The 17,099-nt window shown below is 66.2% G+C and carries 14 protein-coding genes; 3 read left to right on the top strand and 11 right to left on the bottom strand.

From position 1 onward, the window contains the following. Window positions 1–5 precede the first annotated feature (5 nt). The 8 genes from U9J41_RS20700 to U9J41_RS20665 all read right to left on the bottom strand — a co-directional run bounded on the left by U9J41_RS20700 (window position 6) and on the right by U9J41_RS20665 (window position 10,436). Window positions 6–2,861, bottom strand: a complete 2,856-nt coding sequence (locus U9J41_RS20700; protein ID WP_322404054.1) for a TonB-dependent receptor — start codon at window positions 2,859–2,861, stop codon at window positions 6–8. A gap of 105 nt (window positions 2,862–2,966) precedes the next feature. After that, entirely contained in the window at window positions 2,967–4,142 is a 1,176-nt protein-coding gene (locus tag U9J41_RS20695) for a glycoside hydrolase family 88 protein (protein WP_322404053.1), read from the bottom strand. 88 nt (window positions 4,143–4,230) lie between these two features. Beyond that, window positions 4,231–5,847, bottom strand: a complete 1,617-nt coding sequence (locus U9J41_RS20690; RefSeq protein ID WP_322404052.1) for an extracellular solute-binding protein — start codon at window positions 5,845–5,847, stop codon at window positions 4,231–4,233. Beyond that, entirely contained in the window at window positions 5,844–6,767 is a 924-nt protein-coding gene (locus tag U9J41_RS20685; RefSeq protein WP_322404051.1) for a carbohydrate ABC transporter permease, read from the bottom strand. The genes U9J41_RS20690 and U9J41_RS20685 overlap by 4 nt, the downstream gene beginning before the upstream one ends. Before the next feature lie 4 nt (window positions 6,768–6,771). Further along, entirely contained in the window at window positions 6,772–7,692 is a 921-nt protein-coding gene (locus U9J41_RS20680) for an ABC transporter permease (RefSeq protein WP_322404050.1), read from the bottom strand. A 1-nt stretch (window position 7,693) separates the two neighbouring features. Beyond that, window positions 7,694–8,746: a LacI family DNA-binding transcriptional regulator gene (locus U9J41_RS20675; RefSeq protein WP_322404049.1), complete on the bottom strand. Its 1,053-nt coding sequence runs from the start codon at window positions 8,744–8,746 to the stop codon at window positions 7,694–7,696. A 132-nt stretch (window positions 8,747–8,878) separates the two neighbouring features. Next, on the bottom strand, window positions 8,879–9,697 hold the full coding sequence (gene proC / locus U9J41_RS20670) for a pyrroline-5-carboxylate reductase (RefSeq protein WP_322404048.1): 819 nt from the start codon (window positions 9,695–9,697) through the stop codon (window positions 8,879–8,881). Between the two features lie 37 nt (window positions 9,698–9,734). After that, the gene (locus U9J41_RS20665; RefSeq protein ID WP_322404047.1) at window positions 9,735–10,436 is read right to left on the bottom strand and encodes a YggS family pyridoxal phosphate-dependent enzyme; all 702 of its coding nucleotides are present in this window, start codon (window positions 10,434–10,436) and stop codon (window positions 9,735–9,737) included. A gap of 162 nt (window positions 10,437–10,598) precedes the next feature. Between U9J41_RS20665 and U9J41_RS20660 the strand changes: the two genes are divergently transcribed. Beyond that, window positions 10,599–11,642, top strand: coding sequence for a type IV pilus twitching motility protein PilT (locus U9J41_RS20660; RefSeq protein ID WP_056447783.1), 1,044 nt, complete (start codon window positions 10,599–10,601; stop codon window positions 11,640–11,642). A gap of 16 nt (window positions 11,643–11,658) precedes the next feature. Then, window positions 11,659–12,795, top strand: coding sequence for a PilT/PilU family type 4a pilus ATPase (locus tag U9J41_RS20655; protein WP_322404046.1), 1,137 nt, complete (start codon window positions 11,659–11,661; stop codon window positions 12,793–12,795). Here the strand turns inward: U9J41_RS20655 and U9J41_RS20650 are convergent. Beyond that, a complete protein-coding gene (locus tag U9J41_RS20650; RefSeq protein WP_322404045.1) occupies window positions 12,792–13,706 on the bottom strand; it encodes a hypothetical protein in 915 nt (304 codons plus the stop codon). The genes U9J41_RS20655 and U9J41_RS20650 overlap by 4 nt on opposite strands. An 82-nt stretch (window positions 13,707–13,788) precedes the next feature. Beyond that, entirely contained in the window at window positions 13,789–14,220 is a 432-nt protein-coding gene (locus tag U9J41_RS20645; protein WP_322404044.1) for a hypothetical protein, read from the bottom strand. A 61-nt stretch (window positions 14,221–14,281) separates the two neighbouring features. Between U9J41_RS20645 and U9J41_RS20640 the strand changes: the two genes are divergently transcribed. Continuing rightward, window positions 14,282–14,764, top strand: coding sequence for a glutathione peroxidase (locus tag U9J41_RS20640; protein ID WP_322404043.1), 483 nt, complete (start codon window positions 14,282–14,284; stop codon window positions 14,762–14,764). A gap of 10 nt (window positions 14,765–14,774) precedes the next feature. On the opposite strand, the gene U9J41_RS20635 is transcribed toward U9J41_RS20640, so the two are convergent. Continuing rightward, a complete protein-coding gene (locus U9J41_RS20635; protein WP_322404042.1) occupies window positions 14,775–16,949 on the bottom strand; it encodes a TonB-dependent receptor plug domain-containing protein in 2,175 nt (724 codons plus the stop codon). Window positions 16,950–17,099 lie beyond the last annotated feature (150 nt).

The following is a 17,099-nucleotide window of genomic DNA, read 5'->3' as shown; positions in this document are numbered from 1 at the left end:
GCCTTTCAATACTTGAAGCGCGCGCCGAAGTAGTACTGGCGCCCGCTGCTGTGCAGGGCCGTCGTCGCCGCGAACGGGATGTTCGCGTCCGCGGCGTTGTAGTAGCGCAGCGTCGGATTGTTCAGGTTCAGGCCCTCGAACGTCAGCGTGACCGACTCCGTCAGCGTGTAGTTGAGCGAGGCCGCCACGGTGCCCGACGCCGCCGCATAGTTCTGCGACAGGCCGTACAGGCCGGTGCGCGCGGCGCCGCGCCACGAGTACACGAGGCGCGCGCTGAACTTGTCGTTCTCGTAGAACCCGCCCGCCGTGTACGAGTTGCGCGACGCGCCCAGCATCGGCAGGCCGCTCGCCTCTTTCGCGTCGACGTACGTGTAGTTGGCCTGGATGCCGAAGCCGCCCCACACGGGTTGCTCGTAACCGAATTCGATGCCCTTCGAGCGGCCAGTCGTCATCACCGGCGAGCTGACCACCGTGCTCACGACCTGCGGCCCGCCAAGCGATGCCGGCACCGCCGTGTTGAGCAACTGCTGCGTCGACGTGCCCGCACCGACCAGCGCGTCGAAGTCGATGTAGAACAGCTGCGCCGACAACAGGCTGCGCGGCTTGAAGTACCACTCGACGCCGAGGTTGTAGTTGTTCGCGAGGACGGGACCGAGCTTGGCGTTGCCGCCCGACGCGGTGGACACCGGAATCGCCGCCGGGTTGTAGGCGAAGCCGCTGATGCTGGCGCCGAGCGCGCTGTAGTCCGGGCGCGACATCACGCGCGCCGCCGCCGTGCGCAGCACGAGATCCTGCGTCGCGTCGTACACGAGGTTCATGCTGGGCAGCGCCTTGGTGTAGCTGGAATCCGTCGTGAGCGTGTAGAAGTTGCCGAAGCGCGAACCGGTCGTGAGCTGGCCGCCCGCCAGCACGAAGCCTGCGCAGGCGGTCGTCTGCGCGGCGCTGCCGTACGTGATGCCGTTGGTGGCAGACGGCACGCCGCACGGCAGGCCCGTGTTCGTCGTCACGCTGGTTGCCGTGCGCACGAGGCGCACGCCCGCGTTGCCGCGCCACCGTTCGCTGCTGAAGCGCGCCATCACATAGCCGGACTTCACTTTTTCCTTGACGGTGAAGACGCCTGCCACCGGCTTGTTGAAGGCGTCGTCGGCGTTCAGGTTGGCCTGCGACCAGGACACCACCGCGTCCGGCGAAATATAGGGCCCGGTGGCGCCCGTCGCCCCCAGGTTGCTGCCGAAGTCGGATGGGAACTGCGCACCGCCCCAGCCGATGACGGGCAGCGACGCGGCCGATACCTGGCCGTTCCGCGTCGCGTTCTCGGGCAGGCCGGCCTTCAGCGGGCGGGTGCCCGTGCGCGTGTGATCGGAACCGCGCACGCCCACCTTGACGCTGTTCACGAAGCCGCTCTCGAAGCTGTACTCGGCGTCGAGCTGGCCATAGTGCTCGCGGTCCTCGCTGTGCTGCAGGCTGTAGCTCTGGTCGGCGCCCGAATTGCCGGGGTTCGACGTCAGGTTCGCGGCGGCCGCGCCGTTCGGCAGCAGCACCGTCACCGGATCGTTGGGGCCGTTGTAGACATAGCCGGTCGCGGTATTCGGCAGGAACGCATAGTTCCAGTACAGGTAAGTGTCGCCCTCGGCCTTCGTACTGCCGCCGCGGCCCGTCACGCGCAGGGCATCGTTGACGCGCCATTTGAAGTCGACGTTTTCATAGCCGGTGCGCGACGCGGCGCTCGGGTTGACCTGCGATTCCAGCTGCGTGCCCGTCGTCGTGCCCGTGTTGTCGAACTGCGCGGACGTCACGGCGCCGTTCGCGACCGTCACATTGGTCGGCACCAGGCCGCCGGCGATCGAGTTCGTGGGACGCACGACGAAGCGGTTGTTGGAATAGCTGGCATCCAGCTTCGAGCGGAAGACGTCGGCGTTGATCGTGAAGTCGTTCGTCACCTTGAACTCCGCGCCGAGCAGGCCGCCGGTACGCTTGCGCTGCTGCTGGAACAGGCTCTCGATCACTTCGGAGACGAACGGCATGCCCGCGAGCGCGCCGCCGTTGGCCTTGCCCGCATTCGTCGCGGCGCCGATGCGGCCCCACGTGACCTGCTGGCTGTCGCGGCGCACATTGCGCTTCTGGTCGAACACCTGCAGCATGACGCCGGCCGTGCGGTTCGCGTTGGTCCAGTTGAGGAAGGCGGAAAGCTGCGGATTGGTCTTGCCGGCCAGGTCGGAGTACACGCCCTGCACGCCCGCTTCCGCGCTGAAGGTCTTCTTGCTGTCGAGCGGACGGCGCGTGATGATGTCGACGGCACCCGCGACGCCGCCCTCGACCTGGTCCGCTTCCGCGCTCTTGTGCACGATGACCTGGCTGACGATCTCGGACGGCAGCAGCAGGAAGCTGACGCTGCGCGCCGCGCCCGACCCACTGGAGCCGGCGCCGCCGGCCAGCTGGTCGCTCGCGTCCCAGTCGGCCGTCGCGACCGAGTGGCCGTTGATCGTCGTGAGCGACAGGCTGGGGCTCGTGCCGCGCATGCTCACGCGGTCGTTCTCGTCGTAGCCGCCCTGCCCGCCGCTGCCGGCCAGGGTGTTCACGCCGGGGAGCTTCTGCAGCGCGTCGGCCACGTTCTTGTCGGGCATCTTGCCCACGTCTTCCGCGGTCACGACCTCGCTCATCGTGTCGTTGTTGCGCTTCTTTTCCAGCGACTTCTGCTTCGAGGCGCGGATGCCCGTCACTTCGACCTGCTGCACCGCCGGGCCGTCGTGCGCCGTCTGCGCCGACGCACTTGCCGTCGCGCCGAGGATGGCGCAGGCGACGGCGATCGCCATCGGGTTCAAGGTGTGGTGCACATCGTAAGTCTTGTTATTCGTTGCCATCTCCATCTCCTGTCTCGGATTCCACGATATCACTGCTGTTCCGGGCGCGGTATATCGCGCCCGCCCTTGCCGCCATGCGGCGCTTCTTATGTCACCTTGTACGTCCTACCAGTAGCCGTTCGCGCCATGCAGCACACGCGCCAGCGCCTCCAGATAGAAGTAATCGCCCCACAAACTCGGTTCATCGATGCCCTGCCCGTGCGGCTTGCTGTACACGCCATGCAGCAGCAGCGCATTGCTGGCCGGCGCGCGCGCCGCGCAGTGCGTGGCGAGGCCGCGCAGCATGTGCAGCGCCGCGGCGCGATAACGCTCGGCGCCCGCCGCGTCTTCGGTCAGGTGATCCGCCAGTTCGAGCAGGCCGCACGCGGCGATCGCGCTGGCCGAGCTGTCCCACGGTTCGCCGCTGCCCGGGCCGAACGCGAGATCCCAGTACGCGATGCCGTTCGGCGGCAGGTGCGCGATGAAGTAATCGGCCTGGCGCATCGCGACGGCCAGCAGGCCGAGATCAGGCGCGTGCCGGTGGTTCAGCGCGAAGCCATACATGCCCCAGGCCTGGCCGCGCGCCCAGCACGAATCGTCGGCCAGGCCCTGCGCCGTGCTGCCGTACAGCGGCGCGCCCGTCTCCGGATCGAAGTGATAGGTGTGAAAGCTCGAATCGTCGGCGCGCACGAGGAAGTCGCGCGAGCGCTCCAGGTGGCGCAGCGCCGCGTCGCGGTAGCGCGCGTCGCCGCCGGCGCTGCCGGCCCAGTGCAGCAGCGGGAGGTTCATCAGGCAGTCGATGATCATGCGGCCGCGCTGGGCCGGGTCATCGAGGTCGCCCCACGCCTGGATGATGCCGGCGCGCGGCAGGTAGCGCCGCATCAGGTAGTCGGCGGCGCCCAGCGCGACGGTGCGCGCGTGCGCATCGCCGCGGATGCGCCACGCCGCGACGCACGACGGCATGTACAGGAAGCCCAGGTCGTGGTGATCGATCTGGATGCGCCGTTCCAGGCGCGCCTCGAAACTGGCCAGGTGCGCGTGCGCGGCGGTGCGGAAGGCCGATTGTCCCGACAGCTCGTGGGCGAGCCACAGCATGCCGGTCCAGAAGCCCGTGGTCCAGCCGGAATTGGCGCCGTCGGGATAGTCGAGCCAGCGGCGCGGCCGGTAGCGGCCTTGCGGCGCCGTATCGTCGGGGAAGCGCGCGCCGAATTCGGCCAACGTGCCCTCCAGTTGGGCCAGGGCCTGGTCCAGGGCGCCGCGGAACAGGTCGCGGTCGGCGGCGTTGAGTAGAAGTGTCGTCATGTTCTTTGGACTGGTATGAAAAGGAGTCGGCGCACAGAACCGTTAACGTTAACAGATCGAGCCGCGAATCGATTGGCGATAGATTGCCTCATGGTTGCTCCCGCGCCCCCTGGACCGCCTTGCTGTCGTAGCGGTCGAGCGCGCGCTGCATCGCGGCGACGACGAACGGCAGGCCCGCCTGGTCGAGCTTGCGCCGGTACGCATCGAAATGCTCCAGCGGCTCGCGTCCGGTGATGAAGCGCGTCGTCATCTCCGCGACATAGATCTTCATGTCGCTCATGATCGCGTTGAACTTGCGCGCATCGAGGCTCGCGACTTCGAGCGGCGGCAGCAGCAGCTCGGTCGACGCGTCGGACCACGTGCGCACGGCTTCCAGCTGCTCGGGCATCGAATAGAACTGGCGCAGGTAGCGCACGTCCTGCACGAGCGGACCTTGCTGCGGGCGCGCGTGGGCGAAGATCGCCTCGGCCACGGACAGCTTCGGATTCTTCATGACCAGATCCGTGTAGCGCGGCTCGCCGTTCACCATCGTGTAGCTGACGCCCTCGCGGCCGAAGCTCAGGGTCAGGCCGCCGGCTTCCGAGTAGCCATAGTCGAGGAATTTCACCGTCTCGACGACGTGGTGATCGTTCGGCGTGATGGCGGCGCCGACCCCCATGTACTCCTCGCCCGCTTCCGGCCACGTGACGTAGCGCTTGCCCGCGGGGCCCAGCGGATAAGGCGTCGCCACCAGTTTGAAGCCGGGGAAGCGCGCGCGGTTCATCGCCGTGAAGCGCGCCAGGCCGCTGCCGTTGTAGCCCGCGTATGCGCCGACGAGGCCATTCGTCATCTTGGCGTCGAACTGGCGCTCGGTCTGCGCCAGGTAGTCCGGGTCGAGCAGGCCTTCGCGATACCACTGGCGCATCGTCGCGAGAAAGTCGCGGTAGGCCGGCTGCGCGGGGCTGTAGCAGACCTTCGTGCCGCAGCGGTAGAACTCGGGCGCGAGGCCGAAGCCGCCGAGGAACACCCACAGCGGCGGCGGCAGGCCGGGCACCGTCTTTTCGCCGGGGATCGTCAGCGCGGAGAACGGGATCTCGTCGGCGCGGCCGTTGCCGTTCGGGTCGCGCGTCTTGAATGCCTTCAGCACGCGGTACCAGTCGGCGATCGTGGACGGCGGCGTCAAGCCGAGCTTATCGAGCCAGTCCTGGCGCACCTGCGGGCCCCATACGCTGCGCACCTGTGGGTCGATGCGCAGCATGGGAAAGGCGTAGATCGTGCCGTCGTCGGTGCTGATCTGGCGGTAGACCTCGGGGTGCTTGTCGAGCAGCGCCTGCAGGTTCGGCGCGTAGCGGCGGATCAGGTCATTGAGCGGGATGACGACGCCATCCTTCAAGGCCTTGCTCGATCCGCCCGGATAGCCGAACCAGTCGGCCTCGATGACGTCCGGGTAGTTGCCCGACACGAGCAGCAGGTTGAAACGCTCGCGCTCCGCGCCGAGCGGCGGATGCTGGAAATCGACCGTGATGCCGGTGCGCTCCGCCAGCACGTGGTAGGCGCTCTGTTCGCCGTACGACTTCAGCGAGACGGCCGCCTTGCCGTTGAAGTTGGCGAACCACGTCAGGTGCAGCGGTTGCTTCACGATCGGCAGCGTGATCGGCTCCGGCGCGGACCGCGCGGAATCCGTTAACGTTACCAGCACCAGCGCAAGAAGACAGGCTTTTTTCATTCCTTGATCCCTCCCGTCAAAACGCCCTTCACGAACCAGCGCTGCAGGAACGGGTACACGGCCAGCACGGGAATCGTGGCCACGACGACGGTGGCGTACTTGATCGTGTTCGACAACGCTTCTCGGCCGACGGCCTCACCCGTCATCATCGAATCCGTGCTGCCGGAGACGAGGATCTCGCGCAGCACCAGCTGGATCGGGAACAGGTCGCGGTCGGACAGATAGATCATCGAATAGAAGTAGCCGTTCCAGTGGCTGACGGCGTAGAACAGGCCGACGACGGCGATGGTCGGCATGCACAGCGGGACGTACACGCGCAGCAGGATCGTGAAGTCGCCGGCGCCGTCGATGCGCGCCGCCTCTTCGTAATCCTTGGGCACGGCGTTGAACGCGGCGCGCAGGATGATCAGGTTCCATGCGCTGACGGCGAACGGCAGGATGATGGCCCAGCGCGAATTCAGCAGGCCCAGGTCGCGCACCAGCAGGTAGTTGGGCACCAGGCCGCCGGAAAAGAACATGGTGAACACGATCAGCACCATGAACGCCTTTTCCAGCGGCAGGCGCCGGCGCGACAGGGCGTACGCGCCGCAGCAGGTCAGCACGAGGTTGAGCGCGGTGCCGCCGACGACGATCACGAGCGTGTTGAAGAAACCGCTGCGCACCATCGGGTTGTCCCACACGCGGTGGAACGCCTCCAGCGAAAAGCCGCGCGGCAGCAGCATGAAGCCGCGGTTGGCCATCAGCGCGACGGGGTCGGACAGCGACGCGATCAGCACATAATAAAACGGGTAGAACGTGATGAAGCACAGCGCCAGCAGCACGGCCGCGTTGGCGGCGTCGAAGGCGGCGGAACCCCAGCCCTGGCGCGGGCGCCAGGCGCGGACTGCGGGTTCGGGACGGGACAGGACTCGGGTCGTCATGGCATCACCAGATGCTGGTGCCGGACCAGCGCCGGCTCAGCTTATTTGCCACCACCAGCAAGACCATGGCGACGGCGGAGTTGAACAGGCCCACGGCGGCCGCATAGCTGTAGTTCGCATCGAGGATGCCGTGGCGGTATACATAGGTCGAGATCACGTCGGCCGTCTCGTACGTGGCCGGGTTGTAGAGCAGGATGATCTTTTCGAAGCCGACCGTCATCATCTGGCCCAGGCGCAGCACGAGCAAGGTCGCGATGATCGGCAGGAGGCCCGGCAAGGTGATGTGGCGCAGGCGCTGCCAGCGGTTGGCGCCGTCGACGCGCGCCGCTTCGTACAGGGTCGGGTTGATGCCCGCCAGCGCGGCCAGGTAGATGATCGAACCCCAGCCCACGCTCTGCCAGATCTCGGAACCGACGTACACCGTGCGGAACCAGTCCGGATCGTTCATCACGGCCTGCGGCGTGCCGCCGAGGCTCGCGACGATCTGGCCGACGACGCCGTCGCGCGCAAAGAAGTCCAGCAGCATGCCGCTGACGACGACGACGGAAATGAAGTGCGGCAGGTACGTGACGGTCTGGACGAACTGGCGGAACCGCGTGCTCGTGAGTTCGTTCAGCAGCAGCGCGAGGACGATCGGCGCGGGAAAACCGACGAGGACGTCGTACACGTTGATCAAGATGGTGTTCGAAATGACGCGGCCGACGAACAGGCTGTCGAAGAACTGGCGGAACCAGTCCAGGCCGACCCACGGGCTGCCGTGGATGCCGGAAGCGGGATTGAAGTCCTTGAACGCGATGACGGCGCCGGCCATCGGCACGTACTGGAACACGATGAAGTACGCGAGCACCGGCGCCAGCATCAGGTACACGCTGCGGTTGCGCGCCAGTTCGCGCGCGACGCGTTGGGAGCGGGAGCGCTTGTCCATGTCAGGCCGCTTCCCGCAACGGTGCGGCGGCGGTGGATTCGCGCACCACCAGCTCGCAGGGGAATTCGGTGCGGTGCTGCTGCCCGTCCGCGTTGTTGATGCGGCGGACCAGTTCAGCCACCGCGGCTGCGCTGATGTCCGCCAGCGGCTGGCGCAGGGTCGTCAGGCGCGGGTGCAGCAGCGACGCGGCGGGGATGTCGTCGAAGCCGACCACCGACACGTCTTGCGGAACGGCGAGGCCGAGCGAATGCGCGGCGTTGATCGCGCCGATCGCCATGTCGTCGTTGGCCGCGAAGATGGCCGTCGGCGGATCGGGAAGGCGCAGCAGCTTCCCGGCCGCCTCGAAGCCGGAGCCCTGGCCGAAGTCGCCCTGCGCGACGAGCGTGCGGTCGCTGCGGATGCCGGCCTTGCGCAGCGCCGCCTTGTAGCCGCGCTCGCGCTCCTGGCTCTGGCCCGTGTGCTGCGAACCGGCGATGAAGCCGATGCGGCGGTGGCCCAGCGCCAGCAGGTGCTCGGCCGCGGCCACGCCGCCCGCGTAGTTGGCGCCGCTCACGACGGGCAGGGTCGTATCGGTGCGGCAGTAATTGACGAGGACCGTGGGCTGGCTGCTCGCCTCGAGGAATTCGATATAGCCTTCCGACAGGCGCGGCAGCACGAACAGCAGGCCGTCGCAGTGGTTGCGGATCATCTGCTGCACGCCGCTGCGGCCGGACGCGCCGATGTCGTCGATCGAGTTGTAGATGATCAGGTCCATGCCGCATTTGCGCAGGCTGACGCTGACGGCGCCGACGATCTCGTTGATCACCGTCGACAGCAGGTCGTTGACCAGCACGCCGATCACGTTCGTGCGGCTGCCCTTCATCATGCGCGCCGACAGATTCGGCGTGTAACCCAGTTCGCGCGCGGCAGCCAGCACCTTTTCGCGCGTCTTCTCGGCCACGTAGCCTTCCCCGCTCATCGCGCGCGACACCGTCATGACCGACACGCCGGCCTTGCGCGCCACGTCGTGCGACGTGACGTGCGCGGCGCCGCCGCTGCTTTTCGTCTCCGGCATTCCCTGTTCTCCGTCGTGTTTTTCGTTCGAATAGGTTAACGTTACCAGATTCCGCCGAAAACGCAACGAACTTTTTATGCAATGTTGAAAATGCGCCGCGGCGCGGCGCATCGCGGCAGGCGCCGGGGAACGTCAGGCGTCGCGCCCCATCTCCTCGCCCAGCTCGCGCCCGCGCGCGGCCGCCGCCTTCATCGCCGCGACGATGGCCTGCTTGACGCCGGCCGCTTCCATGCTCGTGATGGCGGCGTGCGTCGTGCCGCCCTTCGACGTCACGCGCTGGCGCAGCACGTCGACGGGTTCGTCGGACTGCGCCGCCAGCTGGGCCGCGCCGGTGAACGTCGCCAGCGCCAGCGCCTTGCCCTGCTCCGCGGACAGGCCCATCTCGGCGGCGGCCTGCTCCATCGCTTCGAGGAAGTAGAAGACGTAGGCCGGACCGCTGCCCGACACCGCCGTCACCGGATCGATCAGGCTTTCCTCGTCCAGCCACACGGTCTGGCCGACGGCGCGCATGATGGTGTCGGCCGCCTGCTTTTGCGGCGCGCTGGTGCCGGCCATCGCGACCATGCCGGTGATGCCCTGCCCGATCAGCGCGGGCGTGTTCGGCATCGTGCGCACGATGGCACCGTAGCCGCCGAGCCAGCGCGACAGGTCGGCGCCGCGGATGCCGGCCGCGATCGACAGCAGCAGCGGCTTGTTCGCCAGTTGCGATTGCAAGTGCACCGTCACGTCGCGCATCTGCTGCGGCTTCACGGCCAGCACGATGACGTCGCTGGCGGCGATCGCCGCGCCGCTATCCGGCGACGTCGTCACACCATATTGTGTGCGCAGGCGCTCGAGTGCGTCGGCGTTGGGGTCGACGACGTGGATGTCCGCGGCTTGCGCGACCTTGCCGGCCAGGCCGGCGATGAGGGCGGTGGCCATGTTGCCGCCGCCGATGAAACTGATCTTCATGGTGTCCTTTGTGTTCGCGCGCGCGTTGCGCGCTTGTTCATTCGTAGTGGCGCGCACCGAAGATCGCGCTGCCGACGCGGACGATGGTGGCGCCTTCCAGCACGGCCGGTTGCAGGTCGCCCGACATGCCCATCGACAGCGTGTCGAGGTGGATGCCGGCACGGTCGATGTCGTGCGCGAGCGCGCGCAGGCGCGCGAACGGCGCGCGCTGCAGGACCGGATCGGCCTGCGCTTCCGGGATCGCCATCAGGCCGCGCAAGCGCAGGTTCGGCAACTGGACGACGGCCTTGGCGAGGTCCAGCAATTCCTCCGGCTTGGCGCCACTTTTGGTGGCTTCGCCGCTGATGTTCACTTGCAGGCAGATGTCGAGCGGGCCCAGTTCCGGCGGCCGCTGTTCGGACAGGCGCTGCGCGATTTTCAATCGCTCGACCGTGTGTACCCACTGGAAGCTGGTCGCGATGGGCCGCGTCTTGTTGCTCTGGATCGGGCCGATGAAATGCCATTCCAGCATCAGGTCAGGTCGCGCTTTTGCCACAGCGGCGATTTTGTCGACGCCTTCCTGCACATAGTTTTCGCCGAACGCGCGCTGGCCGGCGTCGATCGCTTCCAGCACGGCTTCAGGGGGAAACATCTTCGACACCGCCAGCAACCGGACCTCGGAACGGGGCCGATGCGCGGCCTCGCAGGCGGCCTGGATTGTCGCTTCGACAGCTTGCAAGTTGGCTGCGATTGTGGACATAATGGTTTTCTATAGGAAATATTTTTAAGGCTGATGCGAGCGGTAACCAATCGTCGTCCCCGCGCAGGCGGGGACCCAAGCTCGGCGGGCATGCACGCGGCAATTGGGTTCCCGCCTTCGCGGGAACGACGAACATATCTCTCTCGCGCCAAAGGATTATAAATGGACATCTCAGAGTTGCTCGCCTTCTCGGTGAAGAACAAGGCCTCGGACCTGCACCTCTCATCCGGCCTGCCGCCGATGATCCGCGTGCATGGCGACGTACGCCGCATCAACCTGCCGGCGCTGGAGCACAAGGACGTGCACGGCATGATCTATGACATCATGAACGACGGCCAGCGCAAGCAGTACGAAGAAATGCTGGAGTGCGACTTCTCGTTCGCGATCCCGGGGCTGGCGCGCTTCCGCGTCAACGCCTACAACCAGGAACGCGGCGCTGCGGCCGTGATGCGGACGATTCCGTCGAAGATCCTCACGCTGGAAGAGCTGAACGCGCCCAAGATCTTCACCGAACTCGCGATGCGGCCGCGCGGCCTCGTGCTCGTGACGGGGCCGACCGGCTCCGGCAAATCGACGACCTTGGCCGCGATGGTCAACCACCTGAACGAAAACGAATACGGCCACATCCTCACCATCGAGGACCCGATCGAATTCGTGCACGAATCGAAGAAGTGCCTGATCAACCAGCGCGAAGTCGGCCCGCACACGCTGTCCTTCAACAACGCGCTGCGCTCGGCGCTGCGCGAAGACCCGGACGCGATCCTCGTCGGCGAGCTGCGCGACCTGGAAACGATCCGCCTCGCGCTGTCCGCCGCCGAGACGGGCCACCTCGTGTTCGGCACGCTGCACACGTCGTCGGCCGCGAAGACCATCGACCGTATCGTCGACGTGTTCCCGGCCGAGGAAAAGGAGATGGTGCGCGCGATGCTGTCCGAATCGCTGCAGGCCGTGATCTCGCAGACGCTGCTGAAGACGAAGGACGGCTCCGGCCGCGTGGCCGCGCACGAGATCATGATCGGCACGCCGGCCATCCGCAACCTGATCCGCGAAGCGAAGATCGCGCAGATGTATTCCGCGATCCAGACCGGCTCCAACGTCGGCATGCAGACGCTGGACCAGAACCTGACGGACCTCGTGCGCCGCAACGTGATCTCGCCCGCGGCCGCGCGCGCCGCCGCCAAGATCCCCGAAAACTTCCCAGGATAAGCACCGAGGACCAACCATGGAACGCGACCAGGCCTCCAAATTCATGTTCGACCTGCTGCGCCTGATGGTCAGCAAGGGCGGTTCCGACCTGTTCATCACGTCCGGCTTTCCGCCGGCGATGAAGATCGACGGCCGCATGACGCCCGTGTCCAGCCAGGCGCTGACGGGGTCGCACACGGCCGACCTGGCGCGCGCCATCATGAACGACAAGCAGGCGGCCGGCTTCGAGCTGTCCAGGGAAGCCAACTTCGCCATCAGCCCGGGCGACCTGGGTCGCTTCCGCGTCTCGGCGTTCATGCAGATGGGTGCCGTGGGCATGGTGCTGCGCGTGATCACGACGACGATCCCGAAGTTCGAGGACCTCGACCTGCCGGACGTGCTCAAGGACGTGATCATGACCAAGCGCGGCCTCGTGATCATGGTCGGCGCCACGGGCTCCGGCAAATCGACGACGCTCGCGACGATGGTCGGCTACCGCAACGAGAACAGCTACGGCCACATCATCACGATCGAAGACCCGGTCGAATTCGTCCACCCGCACAAGAACTGCGTGATCACGCAGCGCGAGGTCGGCGTCGACACGGACAGCTTCGAGGCGGCGCTGAAGAACTCCCTGCGCCAGGCGCCGGACGTGATCCAGATCGGCGAGATCCGCGACCGCGAGACGATGGAACACGCGATCGCGTTCGCCGAGACCGGCCACCTGTGCCTCGCCACGCTGCACGCGAACAGCTCGAACCAGGCACTGGACCGCATCATCAACTTCTTCCCGGAAGAGCGCCGCCAGCAGCTCCTGATGGACCTGTCGCTGAACCTGAAGGGCCTGATCTCGCAGCGCCTCGTCCCGAAGAAGGAAGCGAAGGGCCGCGTGGTCGCGATGGAGATCATGCTGAATTCTCCGCTGATCTCGGACCTGATCTTCAAGGGCGAAGTCCACGAGATCAAGGAGATCATGAAGAAGTCGCGCGAGCTGGGCATGCAGACCTTCGACCAGGCACTGTTCGACCTGTACGAAGCCGACAAGATCACCTACGAAGATGCGCTGCGCAACGCGGACTCCGTGAACGACCTGCGCCTGAACATCAAGCTCAATAGCAAGCACGCGAAGAACCGCGATTTCTCGGCGGGGACGGAAGCGCTGGGGCTGGTCTAATAGCCGGCTCTCGTCATCGAAGCGTCTTCCAGAGAGACCACGCGAACGGGGCCAGCGCTCTGGCCTTTGTGCATCACGTGTTCGGCCGCCGCCGCCATCGAGGCATCGCACTCGAATGCGATCCGCTCGATGCGCAACAACAGCCGGGTCCACAGAATAATATTGAGAATCGGTCGAGACGACGCCAATCCGAACATCAACACACCAGGCACGTTCCGATAACGCTTTGTGCGCAGCGCCTGCGCCAGCAGTGTGCCGGCATCGAAACCGATCAGTCCATGTCGTCCGCACAGTGAATAGGACAGGCGGAGCAGGTGGTCACGCCGCGCGTCCGCAAGCGCCTTGGTGTTGTACAGGCGACCGTTCCAGCGCTTCCATTCTCCATTAAGAAAATCGTTGTGGGTCGGATGCAGGACGATGCCGGCCGTCGCGTAGACTTCGACGTGGCGATCCCGTACGATCTGGACCGGGTACACCTGTATGGACTCGTACGTCTCATAAATTCCTTCTTCATGTACGAACAAATCCTCTACAGGTAGCCCGGTCAGCGCCAGCTTCGCTATCCGGCCAGGCTGCAACCGGTACACCGTAAGCGGTATCTGATATGACATGATGCCGAGCCTGGCCTCGACGCAAAACTTCATGTCGTCGACCTGCACGTTTCCACTGTTTCGTATCAGGATCGATTGCTCGGCATGACCGGCTTCATCGAAGCTGCTCCGGGTATGCAGCTTGTACGCGACGCCATCGGCCAGTTCAGTCCACCGCCGTTGCCAGCGGCGTAATGCGACATGATGATCGTGCGCCTGACGAAAGATCGGCTCGACGGTCCACGCCCCCATCAAGCCCGCCAACTTGCGCCAAACCCATACCAAAGGTTTGCGTAGTGCCCAGATCGTTGTTGCGTCCATGTAGCCTCCGTCGAGCGTTTGTCATGCAGGCGTTATCGTATCGGAAGGCACCTCCGGTGCATACCGGCGCGGACCTGACGTGTCAGAGCGCCGTCCAGCGCTGCACGAGGCCGACGAGGTGCACCACCCCGTAGCCGAAACAGATCACCGAACTCCACACGACGAACGGCGTGATCGCCCCGCCATTGGCGAGAACGAGCGGCGCGAACGCGACCCCGCGCACGAGATAGACGGCGGTGATGGCCACCAGCGCCACTTTCAGGAACGGCAGAGCGCCAATGACACCGGCCCCCGCCAGCGCATACGCGGACCACGTGGACAGCACGGCGGCGATGCCCAGCGTGACGATGGCCGGATACCGCCGGCCCTGCGCCGCCGCCCGCGCGAAGCGCTCGCCCGCGCCGAAGAAGCGATACCATGCGGGGCCGCCCGCGATGATGCCCAGGTGGAGCAGCGCCGCGACGGCACTGAGCAGCGCACCGACGGCCAGGGGAATGTTCGCACTCGTCTGCATGCTGCCTTCCTTTGTCTTACACTGTTGCCTTCGATTCAACGCAAGCTTACAGGAGACTCGCATGAACGTGTTCGACTTCCAGGCCACTTCCCTCGACGGCAAACCGGTCGACCTGGCCCAGTACCGCGGCAAGGTCCTCCTCATCGTCAACACCGCCAGCAAATGCGGCTTCACGCCGCAATACCAGGGCCTCGAGACCCTGTACCGCGAGCTGCACCCGCGCGGCCTGGAAGTGCTGGGCTTCCCCTGCAACCAGTTCGGCGGCCAGGAACCGGGCAGCGAAGCGGAGATCGGCGCCTTCTGCGAAAAGAACTACGGCGTAAACTTCCCGATGTTCGCCAAGGTCGACGTCAACGGCGACGCCGCGCATCCGCTATGGAAGCACCTCAAGGGCGAAGCCCGGGGCGTGCTGGGCACGGAAGGCATCAAGTGGAACTTCACCAAATTCCTCGTCGGCCGCGACGGCACCGTCCTGCATCGCTATGCGCCGCAAACCAAGCCGGAAGACATCGCGGGCGACATCGAGAAGGCGCTGCAGCAGTAAGCCTGCGCCCTCAGAATTTCACACCGACGTTGCAGCGCAGTTCCATCGACTGCGGACCGCGCGTCCACATTTCGCTGGTGCCGCTGGCGTCGCGGTAGCGCGAATAACCCACGTCGTCCGCGCCCAGCGCATTGCCGACGGAAAGCCGCAGGTCGAGCCCCTTGCGCGGCGAGTACTGGACGTAGCCGTCCACGTCGCGGCGCGCCTGCAGCTGCGTGCCCTGCTCCTGCGACACACGCACCATGCCGCCTTCGCGGAAGGCCAGATTGATACCCCAGCTGAACGGTTCCTTCTTGTAGTCGGCGCCGAACACGGCGGAGAGCGGGATCTGCCGGTCGAGCCGATTGTCCGGCCCCGGCACGGTCGCGACCTGCGACCAGTTGCGGTTCAGGTTGAAGCGCAGGTCGAGCGGCGGCGCGCCGGCGCGCATGACCGCCTTCAGCGGAAACTTGACCTCGACGTCGAACGTGCGCACCACCGCGTTGCCGTCGTTGACCGGCTGGTACAGCCAGCGGCCGTTCGCGTCCTGCCCGAGGACCGTGCGGATGTAGTCCCGGATGCGGCGCTGCGAGCCGCCGACCGAGAACACGGCCCCCGGCGCCCAGAAGTGCTCGTAGGTGACGTCGACGCCGTTCGCCTGCTCGGGACGCAGGGCCGGGTTGCCGCTGACGTCGGCGCTGAACCGGGTGTTCGTTTCCGACTCGACGCGGCGGGCGCTCAGCTGGTTGGCGTCCGGTGCCTTGAACGTGTGCGTCAGCGCGAGGCGCAGTTGGCGGCCGCTCTTGTCGGGAAACTTGTACAACGTCTGCGCGACGGGGCTGAGCACGTGCGCGTTCGAGGTGGTATCGACCAGGCCCGTGCCGCCGCTGTCGGTGCGGATGCCTTCCCAGCGTGCCCCCAGGTACATCGACCACTGCCGCGTGACGTTCCATTCGTCCTGCGCGAAGGCGGCCGCGCGGCGCACGCGCGGATCGAACGCCTCGATGAAGTCGAGCGGCACCTGGCCCACCAGGCCGTCCACCCGGTGCGTCCTGCTGTCCTGTTCCTCGCGGCTGATTTCCCAGCCCGTCGCCAGCGCATGCCCGTCGAACAGGCTGCGCGTATACTTGCCGCTGCTGCTCGTGCCTGAAAAACGCACGCGCCCGTCGCGCAGGCGCGCGAACCGCAGCGCGTCGCCGGCCGTGGCCATCAGGCGGTCGGTGCGCACGTCGAAGTCGGCGTTCGATGCGCGCAGCTTGGCATCGAGCTTGCCGCCCCAGCGCTTGGCGACCCAGTTCAGCTCCGCCGAACCGAAGCGGCCCGACGAATCGCTGCGCCCGTGCCCGCGCAGATAGTCGGGCGCGGGCAGGCCGCCGATGCGATTGGTGTCCAGGCTCGCGTCGTCGCTCGCGGCATCCTGCGCCAGCACGTTGCCGCTCAGGTTCACCTGATCGTTGTCGGACACCTTCCAGTTCAGGCGCGGCGCGATGCCGATGATCCGGTTCGTGTTGCGGTGAGCGACGACCTCGTCGCGCAGCAGCGTGACGGTATCGTCCGGCGCCGTGAACCGGTCCAGTTCCGTGCTCGTCGCTGCGCGCAGGTTGTGCTGGGCATTCACGTTCACGTACCACGACAGGGCGCCGCGCTTGTCGGCCACCGAGGCGTTCAGGTATTGGCTCTGCTTCTCGTCCGCATGGTTGATGGTGAGCCGTGCGTCTTTCTGCGGCTTGGCCACGACCTTCTTCAGCACGATGTTGACGGTGCCCGCGATTGCCTGCATCGAGAACTCGGCCGAGGCGGCGCGAATGATCTCGATCCGCTCGATCTGGTCCGGCGGCACGGCATCCAGCGCAAAGCCCGGCGGCGGACGCTCGCCGTTCACGAGGATCTGCGTGTAGCCGTTGCCCAGCCCGCGCATGCGGATGCTGTTGCCCACCACCGTCACGCCCGGCGCGCGCTTGAGCACGTCGTACACATTGGTGTCGCCGTACTTCAGGATCTCTTCCTGCGTCATCACGGTCTTGCTGGCGGTATCGTCGCGGCGCGGATCGTAGTCGTCGCCCTTGCCCTTGACCTCGACCTTGGCGATGGGCGCCTTCTTCGCCTCGGCCGGTTTGGCGTCGATAGGTTCGGCGGCGTGGGCGGCGAAGCTGCACATCAGGGCCAGGGCCAGGGCTAGGGTCGGGGCGCAGGCGAAGCGGGTCATGAGCGTACTCGGCTTTAATGAACCCGCCATTATGGAGAGAAACGCGATGTTGTTTCTCTCGCAAAACCACGACGCGTGAAATGATCAACAAGCTGAGCGGGGTGATGGCGTGAGCGCCTGGATCGCCGGCTCGACTGTCGTTGCCTGGAC

It is taken from the genome of Massilia luteola, from assembly GCF_034420155.1.
GTDB lineage: Bacteria > Pseudomonadota > Gammaproteobacteria > Burkholderiales > Burkholderiaceae_D > Telluria > Telluria luteola.
The sequence above is the reverse complement of the archived record's forward strand: the minus strand, read 5'-3'. Positions and strand labels throughout refer to the sequence as shown.